The 21,140-nt window shown below is 67.0% G+C and carries 18 protein-coding genes and 1 CRISPR repeat array; of the genes, 5 read left to right on the top strand and 13 right to left on the bottom strand.

Going from position 1 to position 21,140, the window contains the following annotated elements; translation table 11 throughout:
• Window positions 1–16 precede the first annotated feature (16 nt).
• Window positions 17–351: a CRISPR direct-repeat array (repeat unit 30 nt; unit sequence GGGGATCATCCCCGCAGGTGCGGGGAGCAC).
• 368 nt (window positions 352–719) lie between these two features.
• Window positions 720–4,490 (bottom strand): hypothetical protein, encoded by a 3,771-nt coding sequence (locus ACWFRU_RS41025; protein ID WP_453693764.1) that lies wholly within the window; start codon window positions 4,488–4,490, stop codon window positions 720–722.
• A gap of 200 nt (window positions 4,491–4,690) precedes the next feature.
• On the opposite strand from ACWFRU_RS41025, the gene ACWFRU_RS41030 reads away from it, so the two are divergent.
• Window positions 4,691–4,882, top strand: a complete 192-nt coding sequence (locus ACWFRU_RS41030; protein ID WP_363213439.1) for a hypothetical protein — start codon at window positions 4,691–4,693, stop codon at window positions 4,880–4,882.
• 234 nt (window positions 4,883–5,116) lie between these two features.
• On the opposite strand, the gene ACWFRU_RS41035 is transcribed toward ACWFRU_RS41030, so the two are convergent.
• From ACWFRU_RS41035 to ACWFRU_RS41065, 7 genes are all read right to left on the bottom strand, one after another.
• Window positions 5,117–5,839: a type I-E CRISPR-associated protein Cas6/Cse3/CasE gene (locus ACWFRU_RS41035; RefSeq protein WP_453693766.1), complete on the bottom strand. Its 723-nt coding sequence runs from the start codon at window positions 5,837–5,839 to the stop codon at window positions 5,117–5,119.
• Window positions 5,836–6,684 (bottom strand): type I-E CRISPR-associated protein Cas5/CasD, encoded by an 849-nt coding sequence (cas5e, locus tag ACWFRU_RS41040; RefSeq protein WP_453693768.1) that lies wholly within the window; start codon window positions 6,682–6,684, stop codon window positions 5,836–5,838. The genes ACWFRU_RS41035 and cas5e overlap by 4 nt, the downstream gene beginning before the upstream one ends.
• Window positions 6,681–8,018: a type I-E CRISPR-associated protein Cas7/Cse4/CasC gene (locus ACWFRU_RS41045; protein WP_453693770.1), complete on the bottom strand. Its 1,338-nt coding sequence runs from the start codon at window positions 8,016–8,018 to the stop codon at window positions 6,681–6,683. Before ACWFRU_RS41045 ends, cas5e begins: the two co-directional genes overlap by 4 nt.
• On the bottom strand, window positions 8,015–8,599 hold the full coding sequence (gene casB / locus ACWFRU_RS41050; RefSeq protein ID WP_453693772.1) for a type I-E CRISPR-associated protein Cse2/CasB: 585 nt from the start codon (window positions 8,597–8,599) through the stop codon (window positions 8,015–8,017). The genes ACWFRU_RS41045 and casB overlap by 4 nt, the downstream gene beginning before the upstream one ends.
• Entirely contained in the window at window positions 8,596–10,134 is a 1,539-nt protein-coding gene (locus ACWFRU_RS41055; protein WP_453693774.1) for a type I-E CRISPR-associated protein Cse1/CasA, read from the bottom strand. The genes casB and ACWFRU_RS41055 overlap by 4 nt, the downstream gene beginning before the upstream one ends.
• A gap of 1,059 nt (window positions 10,135–11,193) precedes the next feature.
• Window positions 11,194–11,439, bottom strand: coding sequence for a hypothetical protein (locus tag ACWFRU_RS41060; RefSeq protein ID WP_453693776.1), 246 nt, complete (start codon window positions 11,437–11,439; stop codon window positions 11,194–11,196).
• 18 nt (window positions 11,440–11,457) lie between these two features.
• The gene (locus ACWFRU_RS41065) at window positions 11,458–11,742 is read right to left on the bottom strand and encodes a hypothetical protein (RefSeq protein ID WP_453693778.1); all 285 of its coding nucleotides are present in this window, start codon (window positions 11,740–11,742) and stop codon (window positions 11,458–11,460) included.
• A gap of 870 nt (window positions 11,743–12,612) precedes the next feature.
• On the opposite strand from ACWFRU_RS41065, the gene ACWFRU_RS41070 reads away from it, so the two are divergent.
• A protein-coding gene (locus ACWFRU_RS41070) for an IS3 family transposase (RefSeq protein ID WP_453693780.1) occupies window positions 12,613–13,850 on the top strand; the annotation gives its coding sequence in 2 pieces (ribosomal slippage) (window positions 12,613–12,943 and window positions 12,943–13,850; 1,239 coding nt in all).
• 4 nt (window positions 13,851–13,854) lie between these two features.
• On the opposite strand, the gene ACWFRU_RS41075 is transcribed toward ACWFRU_RS41070, so the two are convergent.
• The 5 genes from ACWFRU_RS41075 to ACWFRU_RS41095 form a co-directional block, all read right to left on the bottom strand.
• A complete protein-coding gene (locus ACWFRU_RS41075) occupies window positions 13,855–14,154 on the bottom strand; it encodes a hypothetical protein (protein ID WP_453693782.1) in 300 nt (99 codons plus the stop codon).
• A gap of 195 nt (window positions 14,155–14,349) precedes the next feature.
• Window positions 14,350–14,817, bottom strand: coding sequence for a hypothetical protein (locus ACWFRU_RS41080; protein ID WP_453693784.1), 468 nt, complete (start codon window positions 14,815–14,817; stop codon window positions 14,350–14,352).
• Between the two features lie 211 nt (window positions 14,818–15,028).
• Complete coding sequence (locus ACWFRU_RS41085) at window positions 15,029–16,279, bottom strand: hypothetical protein (protein WP_453693786.1); 1,251 nt, start codon at window positions 16,277–16,279, stop codon at window positions 15,029–15,031.
• Window positions 16,276–16,977, bottom strand: a complete 702-nt coding sequence (locus ACWFRU_RS41090; RefSeq protein ID WP_453693788.1) for an ATP-binding cassette domain-containing protein — start codon at window positions 16,975–16,977, stop codon at window positions 16,276–16,278. The genes ACWFRU_RS41085 and ACWFRU_RS41090 overlap by 4 nt, the downstream gene beginning before the upstream one ends.
• Before the next feature lie 161 nt (window positions 16,978–17,138).
• The gene (locus ACWFRU_RS41095; RefSeq protein ID WP_453693790.1) at window positions 17,139–17,477 is read right to left on the bottom strand and encodes a hypothetical protein; all 339 of its coding nucleotides are present in this window, start codon (window positions 17,475–17,477) and stop codon (window positions 17,139–17,141) included.
• 517 nt (window positions 17,478–17,994) lie between these two features.
• Here ACWFRU_RS41095 and ACWFRU_RS41100 point away from each other — a divergent pair.
• The 3 genes from ACWFRU_RS41100 to ACWFRU_RS41110 all read left to right on the top strand — a co-directional run bounded on the left by ACWFRU_RS41100 (window position 17,995) and on the right by ACWFRU_RS41110 (window position 21,139).
• A complete protein-coding gene (locus ACWFRU_RS41100; protein ID WP_453693792.1) occupies window positions 17,995–18,996 on the top strand; it encodes an MBL fold metallo-hydrolase in 1,002 nt (333 codons plus the stop codon).
• Between the two features lie 77 nt (window positions 18,997–19,073).
• The gene (locus tag ACWFRU_RS41105; protein ID WP_453693794.1) at window positions 19,074–20,054 is read left to right on the top strand and encodes a hypothetical protein; all 981 of its coding nucleotides are present in this window, start codon (window positions 19,074–19,076) and stop codon (window positions 20,052–20,054) included.
• 338 nt (window positions 20,055–20,392) lie between these two features.
• The gene (locus tag ACWFRU_RS41110) at window positions 20,393–21,139 is read left to right on the top strand and encodes an MmyB family transcriptional regulator (protein ID WP_453693796.1); all 747 of its coding nucleotides are present in this window, start codon (window positions 20,393–20,395) and stop codon (window positions 21,137–21,139) included.
• Window position 21,140: the final 1 nt, after the last annotated feature.

Genomic DNA, 21,140 nt, shown 5'->3' on the forward strand with positions numbered 1-21,140 from the left:
ACGTTCTCCCAGTACTGGGGATCATCCCCGCAGGTGCGGGGAGCACTGCGGCGTCCTCCTCGTCCCCAAGGGAACCCGGGGATCATCCCCGCAGGTGCGGGGAGCACGGCAACCCCAGGTACACGTTCTCCCAGTACTGGGGATCATCCCCGCAGGTGCGGGGAGCACTGCGGCGTCCTCCTCGTCCCCAAGGGAACCCGGGGATCATCCCCGCAGGCGCGGGGAGCACGTGTGTCTGGAGGACACCGGCGTCGACTACCTGGGACCATCCCCGCAGGTGCGGGGAGCACCGCGACCCGCACATCAGCGCCGACCTGCGCCAGGGACCATCCCCGCAGGTGTGGGGAGCACGCGAGCGTGGCGAAGTCCTCGAACACGAAGCCGGAACCATCTCCGCGGGTGCGGGGAGTAGAAGGGCCGGAAGGTCAGCACGGGGATGATCAAGGGGTCATCCCCGCAGGGGCGGGGAGCGCACTTCGCGACCTGCGGATGTCTTCCTTTCTTCCCCGTGCCCGCGGGGGATGGCCTCCGGTCGTCGGGCAGGGTCTCGGGGAGCAGAGGTTGTTCCGCGAGACCGCAAGGTTGGCGCTTAACACCTCGTCGACCTCCCCTCCGACGGAGTCTGCTGCGGTACGCCGGTGGGCCCGCGCTCCCGCATCGAACTTGCCGGCGAAATGCGGCGGTGTGGAGAGCTCCTCTCGGCGGATTGTCGGGGGTGGTCAGCGGGGTTGAGGTGGGGTGTGGAGATGGGCGGTTGTGATGTCGTGGATGGCGCGGATGGCTTCGGGGGCGAGTTTGGGCAGGGTGGGTATGGCCTGGTGCCAGCTGGGTGTGGTCAGGGTGTGGTGTAGCGCTGTGGCGGCCGCTTTGTGGTCGGGAGCCGGTGGGGTGGTGGTGTGGGCCAGGTGCTGGATGGCGCGGGTGAAGTGGATCTGCATGGTTGGTCCGGCCATGGGGTGCGGGCGGGCCGGGAGGTGGACGAGGTGTGCTGCGGTGGCGGCGAGTGCAGTGGCTTGGAGGAGGGGGTCGGTGGGTTGTCGTGCTACCTGCAGGGCGGTGCGGTTGTCGCCGAGGGTCGCGTGGAGGACGGCCAGGGCGGGGGTGGGGAAGTGTTCGGGGCCGCGGCTGGCCATGTCGTGTGTCAGCCAGGTCAGTTGCAGGTCGGGGCGTTCGCCGGCTTGGACGCGCAGGAATGCGTGGACGAGGACGTCTTCGGGCTGCCAGGAGTGTGGGCTGCTGCGCGATGACTGGGCACGGGCTTGTTCCATCACGGCCGTAAGGAGCTGATGTGGCTCGGGTGGGAGGTGGGCCGCGGCGGGCAGGAGTTCGGCCAGTGCGGACAGCAGGCCGCTGCTTCGGATCGTGCGGCTTGAGGCTTCGAGGCGTTGGAGCAGCGGAAGGATCAGCTCGCCTGCCATGTGGGGGGCGTGTGCCGTGAGTTCCGCGGCGACGGCGATGCGCGCGGCTCGGTCGGTTTTCCGCCAGGCCGCCCGCGCGGTGACACTGCGGGGTTGCGGGTGTTGCGCGATGAGGTCTGCGGCAGCCTGCGCCTCGCCGGCGCCTGCCAGCGCCTGTGCGGCGTAGGGCCAGTTCTGATCGGTCGTGGTGGCACGGGCTGCTTCGTGCGCGTGGCGGCGTGTTGCGTCGGGCTGGTGCGTGTCTTTGTAGGCCAGGGCCAGTGCGGCGTGCAGGCGCACGTGGTCGGCTGGGTGCTGGACCAGGTCGATGAGGGGCTGGGTGTCGGCGGCCGTGTCGCTGCGGATGAGGGCGGCTGCCAGGTCGGGTAGCCACACGGGGGCGCGGCCGCTGCCGGGGATGCCGGCGGGCAGGAGTGCCAGGGCCTGCTCCAGGCAGTGCTCCGCTTCATCGCTGGCGGCTTGTCCGGCCAGACGGAATGCTTCCTCGGCGAGTCTGCCGGCTTCGGCGGGGAATTCGTCCTCGTTGCTGGGCAGCTGTTCCTCGTGCTCTGGCAGCTGTGGTGGTTCTGGCGGGAGGAAGAGGCCTGCGAGTTCCAGCATGTGGGTGATCTGCTCGGTCGGTGTCCCGACGTCGGCGAGTGCCTGCGAGAGGAGGGCGACGGTGTGTCGGAATCCGAACTCGACGTGAAAGGCGTCCGGAGGGGTCAAAGGCGCAGCGTTCGGGCTCAGTACATGCTCGAGGTGGCGGCAGGCGGTGTTCGCCAGGCGCTGCGCCTGTGTCGGATGGGATGGCGCGGCGCAGAGGGCGGCGGTCGCGAGAGTGGCAATGTTTTCCAGGGTGGGCGCCTCGTTCCAGACCTCTTGGGCGTGGGTCAGAATGCGGTCTACGAGGCGGTCGGCGCGGTCGGGCGCCGCGGACGCTGCTGTTTGCCAGAGGTGAATCGCGCCGGCTGCGGAGCTTGTGTCGGCCGGTTCTTGGCAGGCGAGATCTTCAGCTTGTTCTTCCAATGTGTCCAACAGCTCTCCGGCCTGCTCGGGATGGTTTGCTGTGAGCAGATGGATGGCTTGCGCCCAGATTTCTGTGCGGGCTGTCCCCGTCCCGTGGGTGGAGCGGAGCAGGGCCAGGCCGTCCTCGAAGAGGCTCTGACGAGCGCGGTCCCCGCCCGCTCCCGGTCGGCCGTGGGTGCCAGCCTCGTGTGTAGGTCCGTGGCCGGGCTGTTGGGCCGTCTCCAGCAGGGCGAGGGCTGCTTGCCCTGCTGCGCCCTGCGCCTCATCGGCGCTGACACCGAACCTGCCCGCCTCGTGCAGTGCCCTGCGAGCCCACCGGCCGGCCGCTTGGGCCGTGGCGACGGCCTGCTCGTCACCCATGGACTGCAGTACGTGTGCCACGCCGGCCAGGTTCAGCGTTTTGTCGACGTCGCGCCCTGATGTGCTGGTCAGGGCGCGGGCCCGGGGCGCGTCGCCGAGCCGGGCGATGGTCTGTGCTACTGCTGCGGGAAGGGGCTGCACGTGGGGCAGCAGCATCTCCCGGGAAGCGGCGATCGCCGCGGCCGTGCTCAGCGGCCGCTCTTGGCCAGTGCGGGGTGGGGTGGCCAGGTCGAGGTGGAGCAGGGCGACGTCCGGGCCGGCGCGCTGGATGAGGCGCAGTTGGCGCCGCGGATCGAGCGCCAGCGCGGTGAGGCGCTCGGTTTCTCCCTGCTCGTGCAGGAGGCGGGTGTAGCCGGTGAGTAGGTAGTTCGGGGTGTCGTGGGGCCAGCCTTCGTCGCTGTACTGGTGGGCCCAGTGGTGCAGCTCAGTGGCGCGTGCGGCGAGGAAGCGGCGGCCGAGGGCCTCGTGCGCGGTGGCGTGGAGTTCTTGGTGGGCTAGTACGAATGTCTGCCGTCCTGCTTCCGCTTCCGCCTCGGTGCGCACGTGCAGGGGCAGCAGATCGGTGCGCGTGGGCGCCAGGGAACGGCCGGTGACGCCGGAGAGCCTGTCCCGCACGTCGTGGGGCATGAGATCCGTGAGTTCGGCGAGATCCGCCCCGGTGAGGGCCCCCCGCGCCGCAACCAGCAGGCCCAGCAGATGTTGCCCGAGACCGGTGTCCTCCAGGAGAGTGCGCAGCTCCGTCAGGGCGGCATCCCGGATGATGCGCGCTGCGGGAGAGTCGGCCAGCAGCCGGACGATGGCAGGGTCTCGCAGCGGATGGTCCGCCGCCAACTTCCGCGGCATGCGCGGGTGGGGCCGCCCTGCGACGATGACGCGCATTCCGTAGGGCGGGTCCTTGGGCAGGAGCCCGGCGATGCCGGTTTCGTCGGGGCCCGCGTCGGCATCTTCATCGAGCCCGTCGACGATCAGGACGAGACGCCGATGACGCTCGGCGCATTGCCGGGCCGCTGCTTCGTACAGAGGGCCCAGGTTAGGTTGCTTGAGATCGATGGCGGGGCGGCGTCTGCCGTCGGCCGCGGCAGCCAACTGGGCTCCGACTGTACGGACGAAGCCGTCACGGCGGTCGGTGCCCAGACGCCCGGCGATGACGTAGTGCGCGACATCGACCCCGGCAGGTCGGCGGCGGGCGGTGAACCATGAGAGCAGCGCTGTCTTTCCGGCCCAGGGCCCTGCCTGCCACCACAGGTAGGCAGGGGAGCCGCAGGGAGCCGTGACGAAGCGTTTCAGGTCGGTCAGTTCTTCCTCGCGTCCCACGAAGTCGACGGGTAGGACATCCAGGAGGGCAGGGTACGCACCGCCCAGCAGCCGCCCTGGGGAGGCTGCGCCAATGCGGGGTCCGCGGCCCCCCTGCCCGCTCCCGCTGACTTCTTGCGTGGCTGAGAGCCGAGCGGCCCAGGAGCCCTCAGAGATCTGGGCGTGGCCCGGCGAGCGGCGAGCCGCCCTTGCCTTCAAGCCGGGGATGAGCTTCGTCATCACGTACTCGACGTGACGTTCCTCGGTCGGCGGGTTCTTGTTCATCCAGGCGGTGAAGTTGGACTTGGGCACGCTGAACCCGGACGCCGCAGCCTCACGCATCAGGTCTGTGTACGTCAGGCCGGGCTTGCCGCCGCCAGCGGCCTTGAACAATGCCTTCAGGTCGGTCATGAACGTCGGTATCTGCCCGGCACCGCTGGCGGCATCGTCTGCGGAAGAGTTCTCTGAATGCATCTTCAATTGGCCCCTGACCAGTGCTTATGCAGCTCTTTCGGCGCTGTGAAGTCTGCTGAACGCCCTCAGGAAGGTGGATACCTGTGGGACCGCGCCGGGGGAGAGGACCTCCGGCCGCCAACCTGAGGGGGACTTGTATGTCCGTTCTGCAGAGCGTTGTTGAACCCGCCTTCCGGGCGGGTGTCGTCCTTTCCGCCGTTACCGCCTTCGCCTACTGCGTGGCGGTGGTGTCGGTGGCGGCTTCGTCCGTGCTCTTTCGCACCCCGCAGCGCCGGCGTGATGCCCGCGCGACCCTGAGGATCCTGATGCGGCGCCGCGGCGGGCAGTGACGTGTATCGGGCTGGTCCTGGCGGGGCCGCAAGGCGTAGCCTCGGCCCTCGCTGGGCTTCCCGCCAATCTGCGGGAATGGCTCCCGTTAGGAGCACTGCGTCTTTCCCCTCCTGCGTGTGCGGGGATGGTCGGCGTGCCCGGCTGCCGAGGCGCTTCAGCGCCGGTTCCCGCGTGTGTAGGAAACCCAGCGCTGGTGTGCTCGCGCCGCGGCGCTGCTCTCGGTGGGGCGGGGCTCAGCGGGTCAAAATCAGACCGCAACTGTAGGCGCGGGCGTGGCCGAGGCCGTTGGCGAGGACGTCTACGAGGGTTTCGGGGTCGGTGACCGTGAGTGTGCCGCGGATCTCGGCCCGGCCGATACGGACCGGTTTGTTGCGGTGGGCGCTGGAGACGGTCGGCAGCATGCGGATCCCGAGGGCTTCGGGGTCGGCGGTTGCGCCGATGCGCACCACGCCGTCCTCGGCCATTTTGGGTTCGCCGGCTGGCTGGAGCCGCCGGGTGAACCACCGCTTCACATGCTCTGGTGTGGTGTGTGCGGTGCGGGTGCCACGGGCCTTGTCGGAGACGGGTTTGCCCGAGGGCTTGCTGCGCGTGGGGTTGACGACCGTGCGAAACGCCGCGGATTCGCCTGCTGTGAAGGTGCGGTCGACGGTGATGCTGTGCGGCGCGGTGGTGAAAGCCGCGCGGGGGATGCGCGACCAGTCCCCGGGAACCCGGGACTGGACGACCAGGACGAGGGCCGCTGCCTTCAGGTCCACCGACCAGGTGGACAGGACACCCATGTCGGCGCGTGGGTGTGAGGCGCCGTCCTCGATCCAGCCGCGGAACCCGCTCATGACGGTGCGGTGCATTTCCTGGGCGTCGATCAGGGACTTGGCGACCAGCGGGTGGCGGGCATCGAGGGAGAGGACGGAGTGGGTGGCGACGAAGCGAGCCGTCGAGGCCCGGGTGCTCTTCACGGGATGATGTCCCATTCGGTGGCGGTCGGTGCGATGGTGATGCGCGTGCGGGTCTCCCAGCGGGTGGCGTGAGAGCGGCGGTCGGCATCGAAGCTGACGGGCTGGTCGTGGATCCGCGTGGCGCCGCGCGTGCCGGAGGGCGCCTGGATCCACGCCCAGGGGCGTCGGCCTGAGGTGTCGTATCCCTCGGGCCCGGGCAGCAGGCGTTTGGCGGTGAACGCTTCGGCGATGGTGCCGGGCAGGATCTCGGCGGCCAGGGTGCCGGAGGGCGGGCACGATTTGCGGCCGAGCCACAGCAGCCGTTTGGGGTGCTCCAGGGCGTGGGCGATGTCCTCCAGCAGCGCGCGGCCGGGGTGCTGGAGGGCTGCGACGAACGCTGCGTCTGACAGATACCAGCGTTCGGTGATCATTGCGGTGCGGGCCGGTTCGGCTGAGACGAGGGTCCCGGAGACTGGGTCGGTGGTGATCTTTTTCGGGGCGCCGTACCAGCGTGCGAGTTCGTGGTGCCCGAAGTCCGGTCCCTGGGCGGTCTCCATAGCCTTGGCGATGGCGGCGGCACGGCGGTGGTCGGTGATGATGTCGCGCGGTCGTAGCGGGAACCGGCCGGCGCCGACGGTGTGGTAGTCGCGGACCGGGGTGCCGGGGTGGTCGGCGCGGACCCCGTAGGTGAGTGCGGCGAGGTCGTTAACGGGCTCGGTCCGGTCCAGGCCCAGGGCGGCGGCGCACAGGCCGATGACGGCGGACTTGGTGGGGCGAGTATGGGTGTCGCGGTGCGAGAACCGGGATGTCACGCCCCAGGACTGCAAGGGGGCGGCCAGGCGTACGAGCAGGACGTGCCCGCTCACGCCGTGAGCTCCTCGGCGCGGGTCACCGTCGTCGCGCCGCTGTTGTCGAGGGTGTGGAGGAGTTCGTTGATCTGTGGGTCGAAGGTCAGGATGCGCCCGGAGGTGATGTCGGGCCGGCGCTGAGCGACGAAGGCATGGTGTTTCAGCAGTCGCCTGACCGCGGCCGGTCCGGCGGGGCCTTCGCCGTTCTTGTCGACGGGGCTCTCGTCGACGGGTGCCTGGAAGGCGGCCGCGTAGTTGTAGGGGCGCTCGCCTTCGAAGGCGAGGACCAGGGCAGGCAGAGATCCGGTGGACGCGGTCGAGTTCTTCTTCGCCTCGGGGAAGGCTTCGACGAAGGCCGCGACGAATTCTGACTCCGCCGCAACGGATGCCTCTTCTGCCTCCTGCTCGGTCATGCCGGCCGCCTGGAGGTTGCGGCGCAGCTTGCGGCGATCGAGGACGGCATGGCGGTAGAACGTGCCCGTGATCAGAGACTGGTAGCCGGTCATGCCGGCGCCCGAGTCGTCGGCCGCGTCGAGGAAGTCCAGCGCGTTCTTCTTGCGGTCCAGCTTCGCGTCGTCGGCAGCGGCGTAGAAATCGTCGACCTGCTCTGCTTCGTGCACCGTGAAAGCGTGGCTGCTCTGGACTGCTCCGTCGACGTTGGGTGAGTCCGCGATCTCGGCGAGGAAGCGCCCGTAGAGGGCGATGTCGATGGCGTCGCGCGGGGCGAGCGCGGTGAGGATCGCCGCGCGGGTCTCGGCCGGCAGCGCAGGCGGCTTGACCTCCGCTGCGGTGTCCTCCTCCGGATCTTCCTGCACCGCTCCCTTGCGGCCCCGCTTCTTCTTGATGGCCGCCGCGGTCTGGGCCGTCACGTACTCCTCGGTCCATGCCCGCAGCGTCTCGGCCTGCTCGGCGATGTGGGCGGCGATGCGGGTGCCTGCGTCCGCCGGCGCGAACAGCAGCACCCGGGTCAGGTTGGCGACGGTCTTCTTGTCGGGCTCCCCGAACTTGAGGCCGGTGGCCTCGATCACGGCGCGCGCGGTGCGGACGGCCTCGTCGGTTTCCCAACCATGCTGTGAGGTGAGTGCGCGTGCGGTGAGCAGTGCCCACTCGCGCGTGCGGATGCCGGTGGCACGCCCCGCCAGGGCGCCGCGGCCTGCGTTGGCTCGGTCGCGGGTGTGGATCCGCTCGGCCCGGCGCCGCGCCTGACTGGTGATCATGTGGCGTTCGGTGCCGCCGTAGACGATGGACTTGGGTGCTCCGTTCTCGTCACGCACAGGCAGTACGGCCACCAGGGTCTCCAGCAGGTGCAAGGAGAGGAACTGGCTGCCGGCGGAAGGGGAGTTGCTGGTCACGTGGTGGAGTCCTTCTCGATGGAGGAGGCGGCATTCGAGGCAGTGGATCGTGCGGCGGCAGCCCGGGGCGCAGGGATGTGGAAGGCCACGCCCCATTCGTAGGGGACACGGGCCTTACGGTCGTGCCACTGGTTGAGGTCGTCGACGAGCCGGGACCAGGAGGGCGGTTGCCGGTCGCAGGCCCGAAGGCGTGCGACGGCGTGCTGCAGATGACGCCACGGGATGCGGCGGCTGGAGACGATGCGGTCGATCAGGCGGGCGGCGCCCGGATCATCGGGGCCGCGCCCGTTGCCGCTGCCGATGCGGCGTGCGGCGTCACCGAGACTGCCGTACCCATAGGCGGGCTTGGAACGGCCCTGGTGGTAGATCGCGAACAGGAAGGCGACCTGGGCGTAGACCTCGCGCTGGGCCTCATCGGGGCTGTACCACAGGGCCCGGAAGTGGGGTTCGCGCTGGACGCGGGGACGCCGGAGCTCGGCGAGGCTGGCGTAGTCGTGGTTGTGGACGAGACTGGCGAGCCACGCTGTGAGCGCGACGGCGCTTTCACTGTCGTTTGGGTCGGCGCCGGGCTTGGTGGTCATGGGGACTCCCCTCGGAGCTCGGCCGGAGCCTGCGGCTGGGCCAACTCGTCGTCGAACCGTCTCAAGGCGCAGGCCCTGGCCTTGGCGCCCTGAGAGCTTCTGGGCAGCGGATCGAGGCATTCGGCCAGAAACATGCGAGCGGCGGTGGCCACGGTGTGCGCGTACACCAGCAGCAGGGCCCGTACGTCCTCGCCCAGGGTGGTCTCTTCCATCAGCACATCGAACGGCTCCTGTGTCGCCGCCCAGTGCTGAGCGCGTGCGTCGAACCGGGCGATCTGACTGTTCTTGTCGGCCGGTTTGGGGTTCGGGTATGCCACGCGCCAGGCCGCAAACGCTGCCTTGTACAGAGCGGCCGCCACGAACTCGGCAATCTGCGAACCCCGGTAGGAAGCGAGATAGAGGCGGGCCTCCAGCCCAGGGGCGAACGGGAAGGTCCCGTCGACCCAGGCAATGGCGGTGGTCTGCTTCGCGACCAGACCGACTGCCCACAACTCGATGCGGCGCGCCGGCTGCTGGCCGGGTTCAGGAGCCACGTCCTCGGCCGGGAAGAGCGCCAGCCTCCGGTACAAGGTGCCGCCGTCGTTCCTGCCAGGCTGCGAGCGCGCTTCGGCCACCGCAGCGTAGAGAGCATGTGCCTGACGCCAGACAGCCCTGGTTGCCGAAGCCCACAAGGGTTTGCTGGTGCCATCTGCCCTGGTGGCGTACACAGCATCCTGCAAGTGCTCGTCCGTCAGCGCGAGGAGCTCACCCGCACCGAGCAGCACCCGGTCCACCTGCTCGCCGTCACGCGTCGGGCGAAGCAGGATGGAGCGCCCGAGGTAGCTGTGCAAATCGGCCGGCCCTGCCACTGCCCGGCCCTTGGGCTTGACTGCGAATTCCCGCCGTTTCATGCCGACGGTCCAGGTGCGGTTCAGCTCCCCGGCCGGTCCGTCGACTGGAGCCAGGTTGAGGCGCAGCGTCTCACCAAGGGTATCCCCGAGCGCCATGACCCGTATCCGGGTGCCCAGGCGGGTGGCAGCGAGATTGGTGATGGTGGCACCCAGCGTTTCCTTGCCAGAGATCCTGGCGCGTCCGGCCGGCCCGTATACGTGCTGGGTGAGCATGGCCCGGAATGCGGCAGCGACCGGCAGTGGACTGGGGTGTTCCAGGTGGTGGTGATCGAAGAACTGGTTGTAGTCACCGACACGTTCGATCACCAACTGCGCAGGCCCGGCACCGTGCTCGTCGAGGAACGGAGCGAGCAGAGCGTTCTGCCCCAGAGGCTCGGAGGGGTGGAACAGGTCCCAGACCTCGCTCTCAGGCCGCTGCTTGAGCCACTGGGCGGCCGGCCGGAACACATCTTTTTGATCCACCCAGGCAGGCCACTGCGCAGTCGACTCCGGATACGTGCCGGACGCGTAGCAGATGGCCAGCAGGAACTCGAGAACCGCCACCTTCTCGCCCGGCGTGCCGCCTTCCACGTTCCGAATGCCATCGGCATCGTGGAGCAGGTCCACAAGGCTCACATCAAGAAGCCGGTCGTCCACAGTCAGCACCGGGATGCACGGGGCCTCCCGCGGATCCCACCGGGGACGGAGGGCCGCGGCACGTAAAGCACTTGAGTCAGACACGTTCCGTCATCGCTCCATTGCTCATAACGGTTACCTGCTTCAACGGGACAGGACGTTAGCAGGCCGGAGCGTCCACGAGAGAAGATTCGTCAGTTCTCCAAATCCGTTACATACGTGGGAAGTTGAATGCAGAACGCCTCTCTGGGCGCCTGTACTCCAAAGTGCCTCGGCAGACCCCCTTCACTTCGTCGCACGCGGGAATGGGCCCGCCAGGGCCTGTGGCCACAGCGTCTCGATCAGCTGCTCCCCGCGCCCGCGGGGGATGGACCCCCGATGGACTACCGGGACATGTGCCGGTGGGACTGCTCCCCGCGCCAGCGGGGATGGCTCCATTCACGCGCAGTGGGAGGACGCCGCCGGAACATGCTCCCCGCACCCGCGGGGACGGACCCTCGATCGGCTATGTCGGGCTGTTCCAGATCAACTGCTCTCCGCGCTCGCGGAGATGGCCCCGCGATGGTCATCAGTGGGGGACCGTCTGCTCCCCGCGCCCGCAGGGGTGGTCCCGACGACAAGGCCGAGCCGAAGGTTCGCGGTACTTGCTCCCTGTGCCCGCGGGGATGGTCCCGAGGTTGTGCCATTCGAGTCGCCGATCCGAGACCGAACGGGCTGCCGAACATCAGTTCAATTCGCTGACGGAGACGGAACAGGGACTTCGGTTAGCCGGTCTACCCGTCGTTTTCGTTGTCCTGCAGCGTCCTGACTTCGCCAGCTCCACCGCAGTGAGGCGGAGGATGCTGGGTTCGTTTCCGTTTGCGTCGCGCATGGTGACGGTCCCGTCGTCGCAGTCTTCGCAGGCGGGCACGTCGGCCCCCAGAAGTCCTTCGTCAGGTTGAGGAGGCGGGTGTAAGTGCCAGTCCTGCCCGAGGGCGGAGACGTGCCGGCGGTCGCCCCGGGCCTTGGCGGCGCCTTCGTCTGGAGGTCCTCCCGCGACCGTGAGCATCGCCGCGCCCCTCAGCCCGGTGGGTGTCGGGGGCGTCGCGTTTAGCCCAGATAGGTGATCTGGAGGATGCGGAGCATCTTCCACGGCGGGTGGGTGAGCAGGAGGACGGCGACGGTCTGGTCGAGGGCGAGAGTGCGTGTGACGCCGTCGTCGATGCCGTAGGGCTCGGTCACGCCGTAGGGGTCTTCGCAGGCTGCGATGAGGGCGCGGTCGAAGGCGTCGCGGGCCGGCTGCGGGAGGCTGTCCCAGACGGCTTCGATGGTGGCGTCGTAGCGCAGCTCGTACACCCGGCCCAGGGTGTCAGGTCAGGCGGCGCCGTGTGCACGGAATCGGTCATGCGCGGCCTTCAAGCGGACGGTGCCGTCGATCCATTCGCCGGGGGGCTCTTCGCCGCGGGCTTCGGCCGCTGCGATCTCCCGGCCGCGTTCGACGGCGGCGAGGGTGTCCTTAGCGATGCGTTCCCAACGGGCGAAGACCTGGAGGAGTTCGTGCGCGGGCGCCTTGTTGATCTCGCTGAGGAAGCGTTGGGCGAGGGCGGGGTTGCCGAGGGCGTCACGGATGGACTCGATGGTCCACGGCTGTTCGCTCATGCCGTCCTCCCGGAGCAATGCTCGCTGAGTTCCCGAATTGGGATCCAGATGAGTTCGCAGATGACACCAGGACCATACCGCTCCAATAGGCTGGTGAACGGGCTGCCGGAAAACTATGCAGGTCACGTCCGTCCCCATCCATCCTTCTGCTCCCCGCACCCGCGGGGATGGCCCCTGGACGATGTCGCCGACGACCGGGTTGTAGCCGTGCTCCCCGCACCCGCGGGGATGGTCCCGCGACGGACCTCAAGGGCAACCCGGTGGCGCAGTGCTCCTCGCACCCGCGGGGATGATCCCCATTCCTCGATCGGGGTTGCCAAGGCGAGCCCGCGCTCCGCGTAACCGCGGGGATGGTCCCGGGCCCGACACCTACAAGGGTGGATTGACCAGGTGCTCCCCGCACCTGCGGGGGTGGTCCCGCTACCGCCGAGACCGTCCTTGGCAACGGGGCCGTGCCCCCGCACCGAGGGGAAGGCCCCGAGGCGTGCATTACTGCAACCCGCGGGACAGTTTCACGATGTCGGGGCGTCGCGGGTGGGATGGTGCAGTGCCTCACTACACCCGAAGGGCAGGGCAACCTCGAACTGTGTCGCCCTGACATGGTCGTTGCTGCTTCCTGCACCCACGAGTATGGCGCCCGTGGCCCCTACCGGCCCGCGCAACCTTCCCGCCCCGCGAGGGTCCGTGCCGGTCGCCGTGCACGATTGAGCCCTGATGGAACGTCGATGCTGGGCCGCAGAATGCACCAGCCTCGAGGTGGAGCACCTACTTTTCCTGGCGTAGCAAAAGTTGGAGGAGGGGGCCTCCCCCTGAGTGGTGGACACGCTGATACTGGATCTGCTTGATCCGGAGGAAGCGAGAAGACCGCCGATGGCGATGAAGGACTACTCGGACGAGTTCAAGGCCGATGCCGTGGCCCTGTACGAGTCCACACCCGGGGCGACCTACAAAAGCATCGCCGCCGACCTGGGCATCAACCGGGCTACCCTGCGCGAGTGGGTACTGCGGGACCGCGACCGCCGCGGCGTCACCACCCCAGCTACAAAGCCGGCCGTCCCACGTGGAGAGGCCGCCTCGTCCGCTGATCCGGACGAGCGGGTCCGGCAGCTGGAGGCGAGGGTGGCCGAACTCGAGGCGAGTGAGCGCAAGCTCGCCACCGAGCGGGACATCCTGCGCAAGGCGGCCAAGTATTTCGCCGGAGAGACGAACTGGTGATCAGCCGCTTCCAGTTCGTTGACGACCACCGGGACACCTACGAGGTGAAGCGGCTCTGCCAGGTCCTGGACGTGAACCGGTCCAGTTACTACAAGTGGCTCGCCGGGGCCGAGGCCCGGGCCGCCCGGCAGTGCCAGGACCGGGCCCTGGCCGAGGAGATCCGCCAAGTCCACGGCGAGTCCGGCGGTGCCTACGGCTCCCCGCGCATCACGGCCGAGCTCCGCGAGAAAGGGCGGCAGGTCAACGAAAAGCGGGTCGCCCGGATCATGCGGACGTTCTCCATCACCGGCGTCCGCCTGCGCAGACGCGTGCGCACCACCGTCCCGGATCCGGCCACCTCACCGGTTCCGGACCTGTTCCAGCGGGACTTCACCGCCAGCGAGCCGGGACGCAAATACATGGGCGACATCACGTATCTCCCGCTTGCCAGCGGCCAGTTCCTCTATCTGGCGACCGTACTGGACTGCTTCAGCCGCAAGGTCGTCGGCTGGTCCATCGCCAACCACATGCGCACCAGTCTGGTCGCCGATGCACTGCAGATGGCGGCTGCGACCCGTGGCTGCCTGGACGGCGCGGCATTCCACTCCGACCACGGGGCCCAGTACGGCTCCCGGGCCTTCGCCGATCTGTGTGACCAACTCGGGGTGACCCGGTCGATGGGCGCGGTCGGCACCAGCGCGGACAACGCGGCCTGCGAGAGTTTTCACGCGTCCCTGAAACGCGAGACCCTCCAGGGCGCCCACGACTACGGCGACGCCAGCACCTGCCGCAGGACCGTCTTCGCCTGGCTGATCCGCTACAACACCCGCCGCCGGCACTCCGCCAACGGCCACCTCAGTCCGAACGAATACGAACGCCGACACCACACCGCTAAACTCACGCTCGCCGCGTGATCAATTACGGCGTGCCCACCTTCACGGGGGAAGGCCCCACCTCATAAGCCTCTTGGAGGGACACTCTGCCGACGAGGCGGAATCGCTCCGTGCTGTGTTCATCGCCTGCACCGCGGTGATCGGCCGGATCGGCCCGATCATCCATCGCGAGTCGAAGGGCCACCACTCGCCCCAGTTCGATGCCATGTGGGAAAGCGCAGACGATGACCTTCGCGAGTTTGTACATTCCGTACGGAGCGATGAACTCAAGAAGGGGCGCTGCCGCACCCACGAACAGCACGACCTCGCTGAACGGACCAGGCATTCGCAACAGAGTCCGCCCACATCCAAGAAATCCGCGACGGTTTCGTTGCCCCAGAGACGTGCTTCCCTGCCAAGCGGAGTGGGTTCGACTGCCGGCAGGAGCAGATGCGTGCGCGCGGAAGTACCCCGTCAGCTGTAGCCCGCAGGCGTCGTACGCCTCCGTACGATGTCCTGCGAAAGGCAGTGAGCCCTTCCGTCACCCCCGTCGGAGCAGGCCCCGTATGCGCCAGGGTGTCAACCAGTAGGCCATCATCCCTGCAGCCAACAGCCCCAAACTGATCCCGAGACCGGTCGGCTGCTCCACCACGGGCGAGCGGGTGAAATCCCACCAGGGATAGCTGCCCGATCCGTCTTGAACGCCCCAGTAGCTGATGAGCAGAAGAACCAGTGCAGGCAGGATCCAGCCTTGCCGCCAGCCGAGTGTGCGCCCGCTGAGCAGTCCTAGGCCGGTCCATCCTGGTAGAGCGCCAGCCATGACATCCAGCACCCGGCCCTCCACAGAAAAGGCGCAGACGCCGAGGAATACGGCCATGCTCGCGGCCCACAACATCATCAGCCGCAACGCTCTCCCGCGGTGAAATCGGGTGGTGCCGACCGCCTCCAGCGCTGCCATGCGACTGTGCAGGGACAGTATCGGCAGGACACCGGCGAACATGGCGAGCATCCGCCAACTCGGGGTCCCCGCGGTCTGAGCACCCGCCACGGTGGGCAGGGGGGCCAGCCTGTCCCCCAGCCAGGCCACGGCCAGCCCGCTGAGAAGGACCACAATCAGGACACTCCCCGGCCGCCTCACGCCACAGGGTGGGTAGGGACGCCTGCCCTGACCGCCCCGCCAGGCCGGCATCAGCGCGTCGATGCGCGTGCCGCCAGGACCGTCAGTCACAGTACTTCTCCAGGATGTGCTGCACCGTTTTCGTGGCCCATGCACTCTGTTCCGCCTCAGGCCTGTCGGCCATTTCCTTGCCGGTTTCCACAGCTTTGGTCATGGAAGCCGTCATTCCCTCTTCCCTGTACTCCGGCTCGCCGCCACCTGCCAGACGCTTCTCAAGCCACCTTTCCACAGCGAGAACCGACTGGTCGTCAGCCTTCTGTTGGGCGTCAAAGCCCTTGAAGTCATCGTCCTGGCAGGCTGCGAACGTCTTCTGACTGATCGCCATCGTCATGCCGTCGGCCATCGCCCACGCGGAACCACTGTCCATGTCGAAGTCGCCGCCCCAAGTACGGTCTCTGGTATAGACCAAGCCGAGTGAATACACCGCCTTAGGCCTAGCCAGTGCCGGAGGTAGGTGCTCTACCCGCGCCAGCACGTCTTGGGCCATCGGCTTGTACTTCTCTTCCTCGGGCCACAGGCATATCTGAGTATGGCCTTTGGCGCAGGTCTTCGATCCGGATCCGTGCCGCTCATTGATAACCGGGCTGCTAACGGCTGCGGCGGTTGCGGCGATTGCTAGGACGGTGGCAAGACCTGGGAGCGGGCTGATTCGCGTGATCCGTGGGCCGTACGGCAGCCAGAGGCAGGTGGCGAGCAGCAGCAGTGCAGCCGCTGTGCGCAGGCTGATCTCCAGTAGGTCGGGCTGCATCCGGGCCGGGCCGTTCACCACTGAGAGGTCGGTATCGGTTGCCATGACGATGAGCAACCAGCAGAGCGCACCGGCCGCCGAGCCCCAGCGGCTGGACAGCAGCCGCCCGATGACCCAGCCCGCCCCAGTCGCCGTCAGGAGGCTCGAGACACCGAGCAGGAGGTATCCCAGATATTGGGTGAAGCCGGGCGGCCATGAGGGGGCAGTGACTGCGAAACAGACTGCCTGCCCAATCAGGTATGGGACGACGAAGACACACAGGACCACGGCGATGCGTGGCAGTTCAGCCATAGGCCTGGGCCGAGGCATCGCGCTCAGAGTCTCTGCCACCTCGGGTGGGCGGCGCAGGGCTGAGGTCCACGCGGCTGCGGCTGCGGCGAAGACGCCCAGGAGGAGGGTGGGCACCTGTCCTGCGGCGCCGGTGTCTCCCCACAGCCCGTGCCAATAGTCGTCGCGGGCGAGGATGAGTATGAGATCGAGCGCGACCAGGGGGGCGAGCAGCCACCGTAGCGGGGAGGAACGCAGAGCCAGAAGAAAGGAGGTCACAGGTCCCGTTCTCCGTCCGGCAGTAGTTCCATATATGCGCGCTCCAGTGGGGTGTGGCCAGCGGTACCTTCACCGGCCCGGTCCGCCATCTCGGAGACCTCGCCGTTGAATAGGACTCGCCCACTGTGCAGGACGACGACGCGGTCACATGCGGCGGCTACATCGTCTATGAGGTGCGTGCTCAGTAGGACCGTGGTGTCGCTGAGTTGGGACAGGATTTGGCGGAACTGCAGACGTTGCCGTGGGTCTAGGCCCACAGTGGGCTCGTCCAAGATCACCAGGCCCGGGTCGCCGACAATGGCCCACGCGATCCCTGCGCGCTGTCTCATGCCACCGGAAAGCTGGGACATCCGCTCCTGTTTCCGGTCGACCAGGTCAACCTGGCTCAATGCTCGCTCCACGGCACGTGAGTGGTCCTTACCTGGCACTTCGCGCATCCACGCTCCGTAGTCGACGAAGTCGCGTACCCGCATTCCCGGGTCCCATCCGAACCGCTGCGGCAGGTAGCCGATCCGGCGGCGAATACGCCTTACAGCCTTCTCACCATCGAGGCTCACATCATCGAGAGCGATACGGCCGCGCAGCGGGGGTTGCACTGTGGCCAGAGTCCGCATCAGGGTCGACTTGCCTGCGCCGTTGGGCCCGAGGAGCCCTGTGACACCGGGACGGAGCTCGAGGTCAAGGTCCTCGAGGACCACACGCCCCGGATACCCCTGACGGAGACCGGATACGTGAACGTGCATGTAGGCACCTCGCCGTTGTTGGGTAGTCTGGAAAAGCGGCCCGTCTGCCCGCAATTGGAGTGCGGGCAGACGGGCCGTAGCGTGGTTGCGTCAGGCCGCCTGTGAGGGGGCGGAGTTTACTGGTAGAACCACGTTTGCACGCCCGTCACAGACCAGTCGCAGTCGTGGCCGTCGTACGTCGCAGTGCTGCCCTTTGCCCGCCAGTGCTCCATGTAATTGTCGGGCTCGAGAGTGCAGTTGGCCTTGGACTCGTAGGTGCCGGCGTACTTCGCGCCGGAGCCGCTGCACTTCTGGTCCCAGTCGGTGTTGTACCAACGGCCGAAGCAGTTGTGCACCTTGTTACCGTCACCGCCGGCAGATGCCTGGGGCGCAACGGCGACCGCCGCCCCGCCCATTATCAGCAGGCCGGCAAAGGTGGATGCCGTCCGGGAACGGAAGGTGGAATTTATGCGCATGAAGAGACTCTCTCCTAGGGTTGGAGTTTTGCCCTGCCAAGGCTGAACGTTTATTGCGCCTTGACGTCGTCACCCTGACATGGAAGCGGTCATCTGAAAACTGGCTTTCTTTGGCATGTCCGGAACCTGATGCACTACTTCTTGGTTCAGCACCTACCAAGACTGGAATGCCCATTGAAGTGCGATTTGCCCTGCAGCGAAAGAGGAGTGACTGCCACCTTGTAGGACAGTTCCGGCCACGCGGGCGCGGCTACTTCAACAGGTAACGATTCACACCCGATGGGTACCTCGGATGGGCGCGAATCAAGTCTGAATTTGATAGGGGCAGTCCTCCGCTAAGTATTACCGAGATAGCATTTTTCACTGATTGGCTAGCCAGAGGGGCACGAAGTGCCAGGTCAGAGGCTTGTTCTGGCGGCCGGCCAGTCAGCGGCGCCGTGTCGCCGCACTGGAAGAAGGGGCGATTCGGGCGGCTTGTGTTGTGGAGCACTCGTCAAAATCGCTATTCATTAAGAGAATGACGCGCATGCTGCGTCGAAGTAGTCTGATGGACCTGCCGAAGCACCTGCAATGCATCGCCGAGGGCGTGTATCTGTGGGACACCCATGCCGCGAAGGGGCAATGGGGGGAAGCCAACTGTGTGCTCCTGATCTCCCAGGGCGAAGCAGCTCTGATCGACACGCCCTATGACGAGGCGATGACGCGAGCACTTCAGGCTGCCGCCGCGAAGGTGCTGCCGGAGGGCACGCAGATCAAGACCATCGTCAACACGCACCCCAACGGGGACCACACATTCGGCAACGGCTACTTCCCCGGCGCGCAGATCATCTGCAGCCTCACCGCCTACGAACATCTCTGTCACGAGCCGTCGCCCGAGAACATGCACGAACTCGTGACCAACAGTGACCCCGACACACCCATGGGCTGGTACGCCCGCGAGAAGTTCGGGCACTACACCTACACGGACGTTGAGGTTGTTACCCCGACGGACACCTTCCAGGGGAACCATGGCATCAGGGTCGGTCAGGAGATGGGGGTCCAACTGATCGAGGTTGGTCCCGCGCACACCGCGGGCGATGTCATCGCGTGGATCGAGTCCCGCGACGTGGTCGTCGCCGGCGATGTGCTCTTCAACGGGGATCATCCAGCGCACTGGCATGGCCCGCTTCGTCGAGTGGTGAAGGCAGTCGAAGCAATCCTCGAGCTGAGCCCGGAAGTGGTCGTCCCGGGCCACGGGCGCCCGATGACGGTGGACGAGGTTCTGGCACATCGCGATTACTTGACGGAGCTGGAATCCCTCATCCACGCCCACCATCGGAGTGGCATGAATGCGCACGACGCCGCCTGCGCCATCATCGACGCCGGCTTCTACGCGCACCTCGGGTCATCAGAACGCATCGCGATCATGGCGGCCGTGGAATACGCACACCTTGACCAGCAGGAGCCGCCCGGCCCGGTTGTTTTGGCGGAACACGCGGCCCGCATCGCGTGGAACCGCCGTGATTTGGTCACCGCCTGACGGTGCTGCCTATCTCCTATACAACTGGGTCGGCAGTCGACACGTCAGATCCGTACACCAGCACGAGGGGTAAGCTTGTGGCCTACATCAGCCGGCCAGGGATATCGACCGCGACGCACCTGATCAGCGGCGAGGAGATTATCAAGCTCCACGAAAAATGTGGAGGTAAATACACATGGGATGACGCCACGAGTGCCTCCGTCGGGGCCGGTCGCTTCGTCCGCTCTGTTGAGGAACTACTCGAGCAACTGTCCGGCGAGGAGCGCCAAGCGCGAGCCTTTGCTGACGTGGCCGCCCTGAGCGAAACTGCCGCACGCCGAGCGCTGGAAGAGGCGGCCGTCGATGCGACTCAGGTGGGCGGGATCATCACTTTCCATGACACGGGTCGCACCCGCCTGCCGGCCTGGCGATCTGCTGCGTCCTTGGGTAGTTACCTCATTGCCACGCTGGGATTGAGGTCCACAGTGGCGCACGTCCCCTTGACCGCTGAGGCCGGCTCCGGCGGCGTACACGCGTTATCCCTGGCGCACGTCCTGGCGAGACCCGACCGGCCGTTTCTCGTCGTCGGCGCCGAGGCGAACAGCTCATTGCTGACGAGCGAAGAGGTGCCGTTGTGGCAGAAGCTGCGCATGGCCGACGGCGGAGCCGCCACCCTGGTGTCCGCCACGCCCCGAGGCGGGCACACCGCTGTGCGCATCACCGATGACTGGTCCTATGCCGGTAAGTCCGGCCTCCTGGAGCCCGGTTCTCAATCGTTCTCTTCCCCAGCCATCGAAAGAGACGCGATAGCTGACGTGTGGGCCGAACTGCCTTTGACGGGTGCGAGCGGGTGGAGCACGGATATCACACTTATCCACCCGTCCGGTGCGCAGATCGCCGAGGCACCCACCACCTTCCCCGGCGCCGACACTCACGACATCGGTGGCGCGTCCATCCTGCAGCGCCTCCTCCCGCTCTTCGACCAGCCCACCGCGGCACGTTCGGGGCTCCTGCTGGGAGTCAGCCCGCATCACGCCAGCGCCTGCCGCTTCGAGATACGGAACCAGACCGTCCACTAGCTGAAGTAGGCAGGAATCCTCCGGTTTCACATTCTCTGATGGCATTCCGCTTTAGGCCACTTCGTCGCTTACGTCTGATGCAGTAACCGACCGTAGGTACCTCATTGCGGCCAGTGAAACCTCGCTGCCTAAGATGCTCGCGTGGCAAGCCGCGCGTGCGCATAGCCGACGCACGCTCCACTCCCGCCGACCACGGGAGCAAGGAGAGGGGAACTGGCATGGCGGAAGACGCCCAGCGATTGAAGCACTACCTTCGCTCACTACGTGAGGCAACAAAACCCAGCGACCTGGGTCTACCGGAGCGTCCCAGCTCCCGTCCTGGCCCTCGTGTAAGGGGGGTGACCCAGGAGCAGGTCAACACCCTTCTGAACTGGGGGCGCAACACCTATCAGGCGCTGGAGAAACAGACTCGTAAATTCGACACCCAGCACATCCTGGATGTTGCCGAACTCTTCGATCTAGGTGAAGACGAATACAGGCAGCTCCACCTGCTCGCCCTCGGCTTCCTGCCACCACACCCCCGGAGACCGGAGACCGGCGTGGTGATCCCGTCACAACAGAATTGGCAGCGCGTTGTGGACGGGCAGCCGGAAATGGCTTATGTCACCAACGCGGAGTGGCAACTCGTCGTCTGGAACCGGCCCTTCGCCCGCCTGTTCTCCTCGCTGGGGTATCCCGGTCCGCCCGAGAACATGATGGAGTGGATGCTCTTCTCCAAGATGGCACGTGAAAGAGTGCTGCTGGACTGGGAGTCGAGCTGGGCTCCACCCATTCTTGCGCAACTGTCCGGTGTCGCCGTGCAGAACCCGAACAACGCCAAACTTGCACAGCTCATGGAAAGGGTGCGCCAAGACCCGCTCACCTGTCGTATACACGAGGCTGGCGTCGCCAAGTACGTGTACCCGGACGGGGATGAGCGCCCTCTGTTCCTCCCCGAGCAAGGCAAGGGGAAGGCGGTGATGGTCTCCGCCCACCCCAGCAGCGCGTTGCATGCACGAATCATCGTCGTCTGTTTCGACCCCGACCCCTTGCCGTTTGGCCGAGCCGACACTGCTCATCGTGCGTCCCAGATTAGGAAGGCCTGAG

This window comes from Streptomyces sp. NPDC055099 (genome assembly GCF_053607685.1).

Excerpts from the sequence above, each read along its gene's own strand:
- ACWFRU_RS41080 (WP_453693784.1), bottom strand. The coding sequence starts at position 14,817 with ATGCTCGCCATGTTCGCCGGTGTCCTGCCGATACTGTCCCTGCACAGT.
- ACWFRU_RS41030 (WP_363213439.1), top strand. The coding sequence starts at position 4,691 with ATGTCCGTTCTGCAGAGCGTTGTTGAACCCGCCTTCCGGGCGGGTGTC.
- ACWFRU_RS41025 (WP_453693764.1), bottom strand. The coding sequence starts at position 4,490 with ATGACCGACCTGAAGGCATTGTTCAAGGCCGCTGGCGGCGGCAAGCCC.
- ACWFRU_RS41075 (WP_453693782.1), bottom strand. The coding sequence starts at position 14,154 with ATGCCTGGTCCGTTCAGCGAGGTCGTGCTGTTCGTGGGTGCGGCAGCG.
- ACWFRU_RS41095 (WP_453693790.1), bottom strand. The coding sequence starts at position 17,477 with ATGCGCATAAATTCCACCTTCCGTTCCCGGACGGCATCCACCTTTGCC.
- ACWFRU_RS41065 (WP_453693778.1), bottom strand. The coding sequence starts at position 11,742 with ATGAGCGAACAGCCGTGGACCATCGAGTCCATCCGTGACGCCCTCGGC.
- casB (WP_453693772.1), bottom strand. The coding sequence starts at position 8,599 with ATGACCACCAAGCCCGGCGCCGACCCAAACGACAGTGAAAGCGCCGTC.
- ACWFRU_RS41100 (WP_453693792.1), top strand. The coding sequence starts at position 17,995 with ATGACGCGCATGCTGCGTCGAAGTAGTCTGATGGACCTGCCGAAGCAC.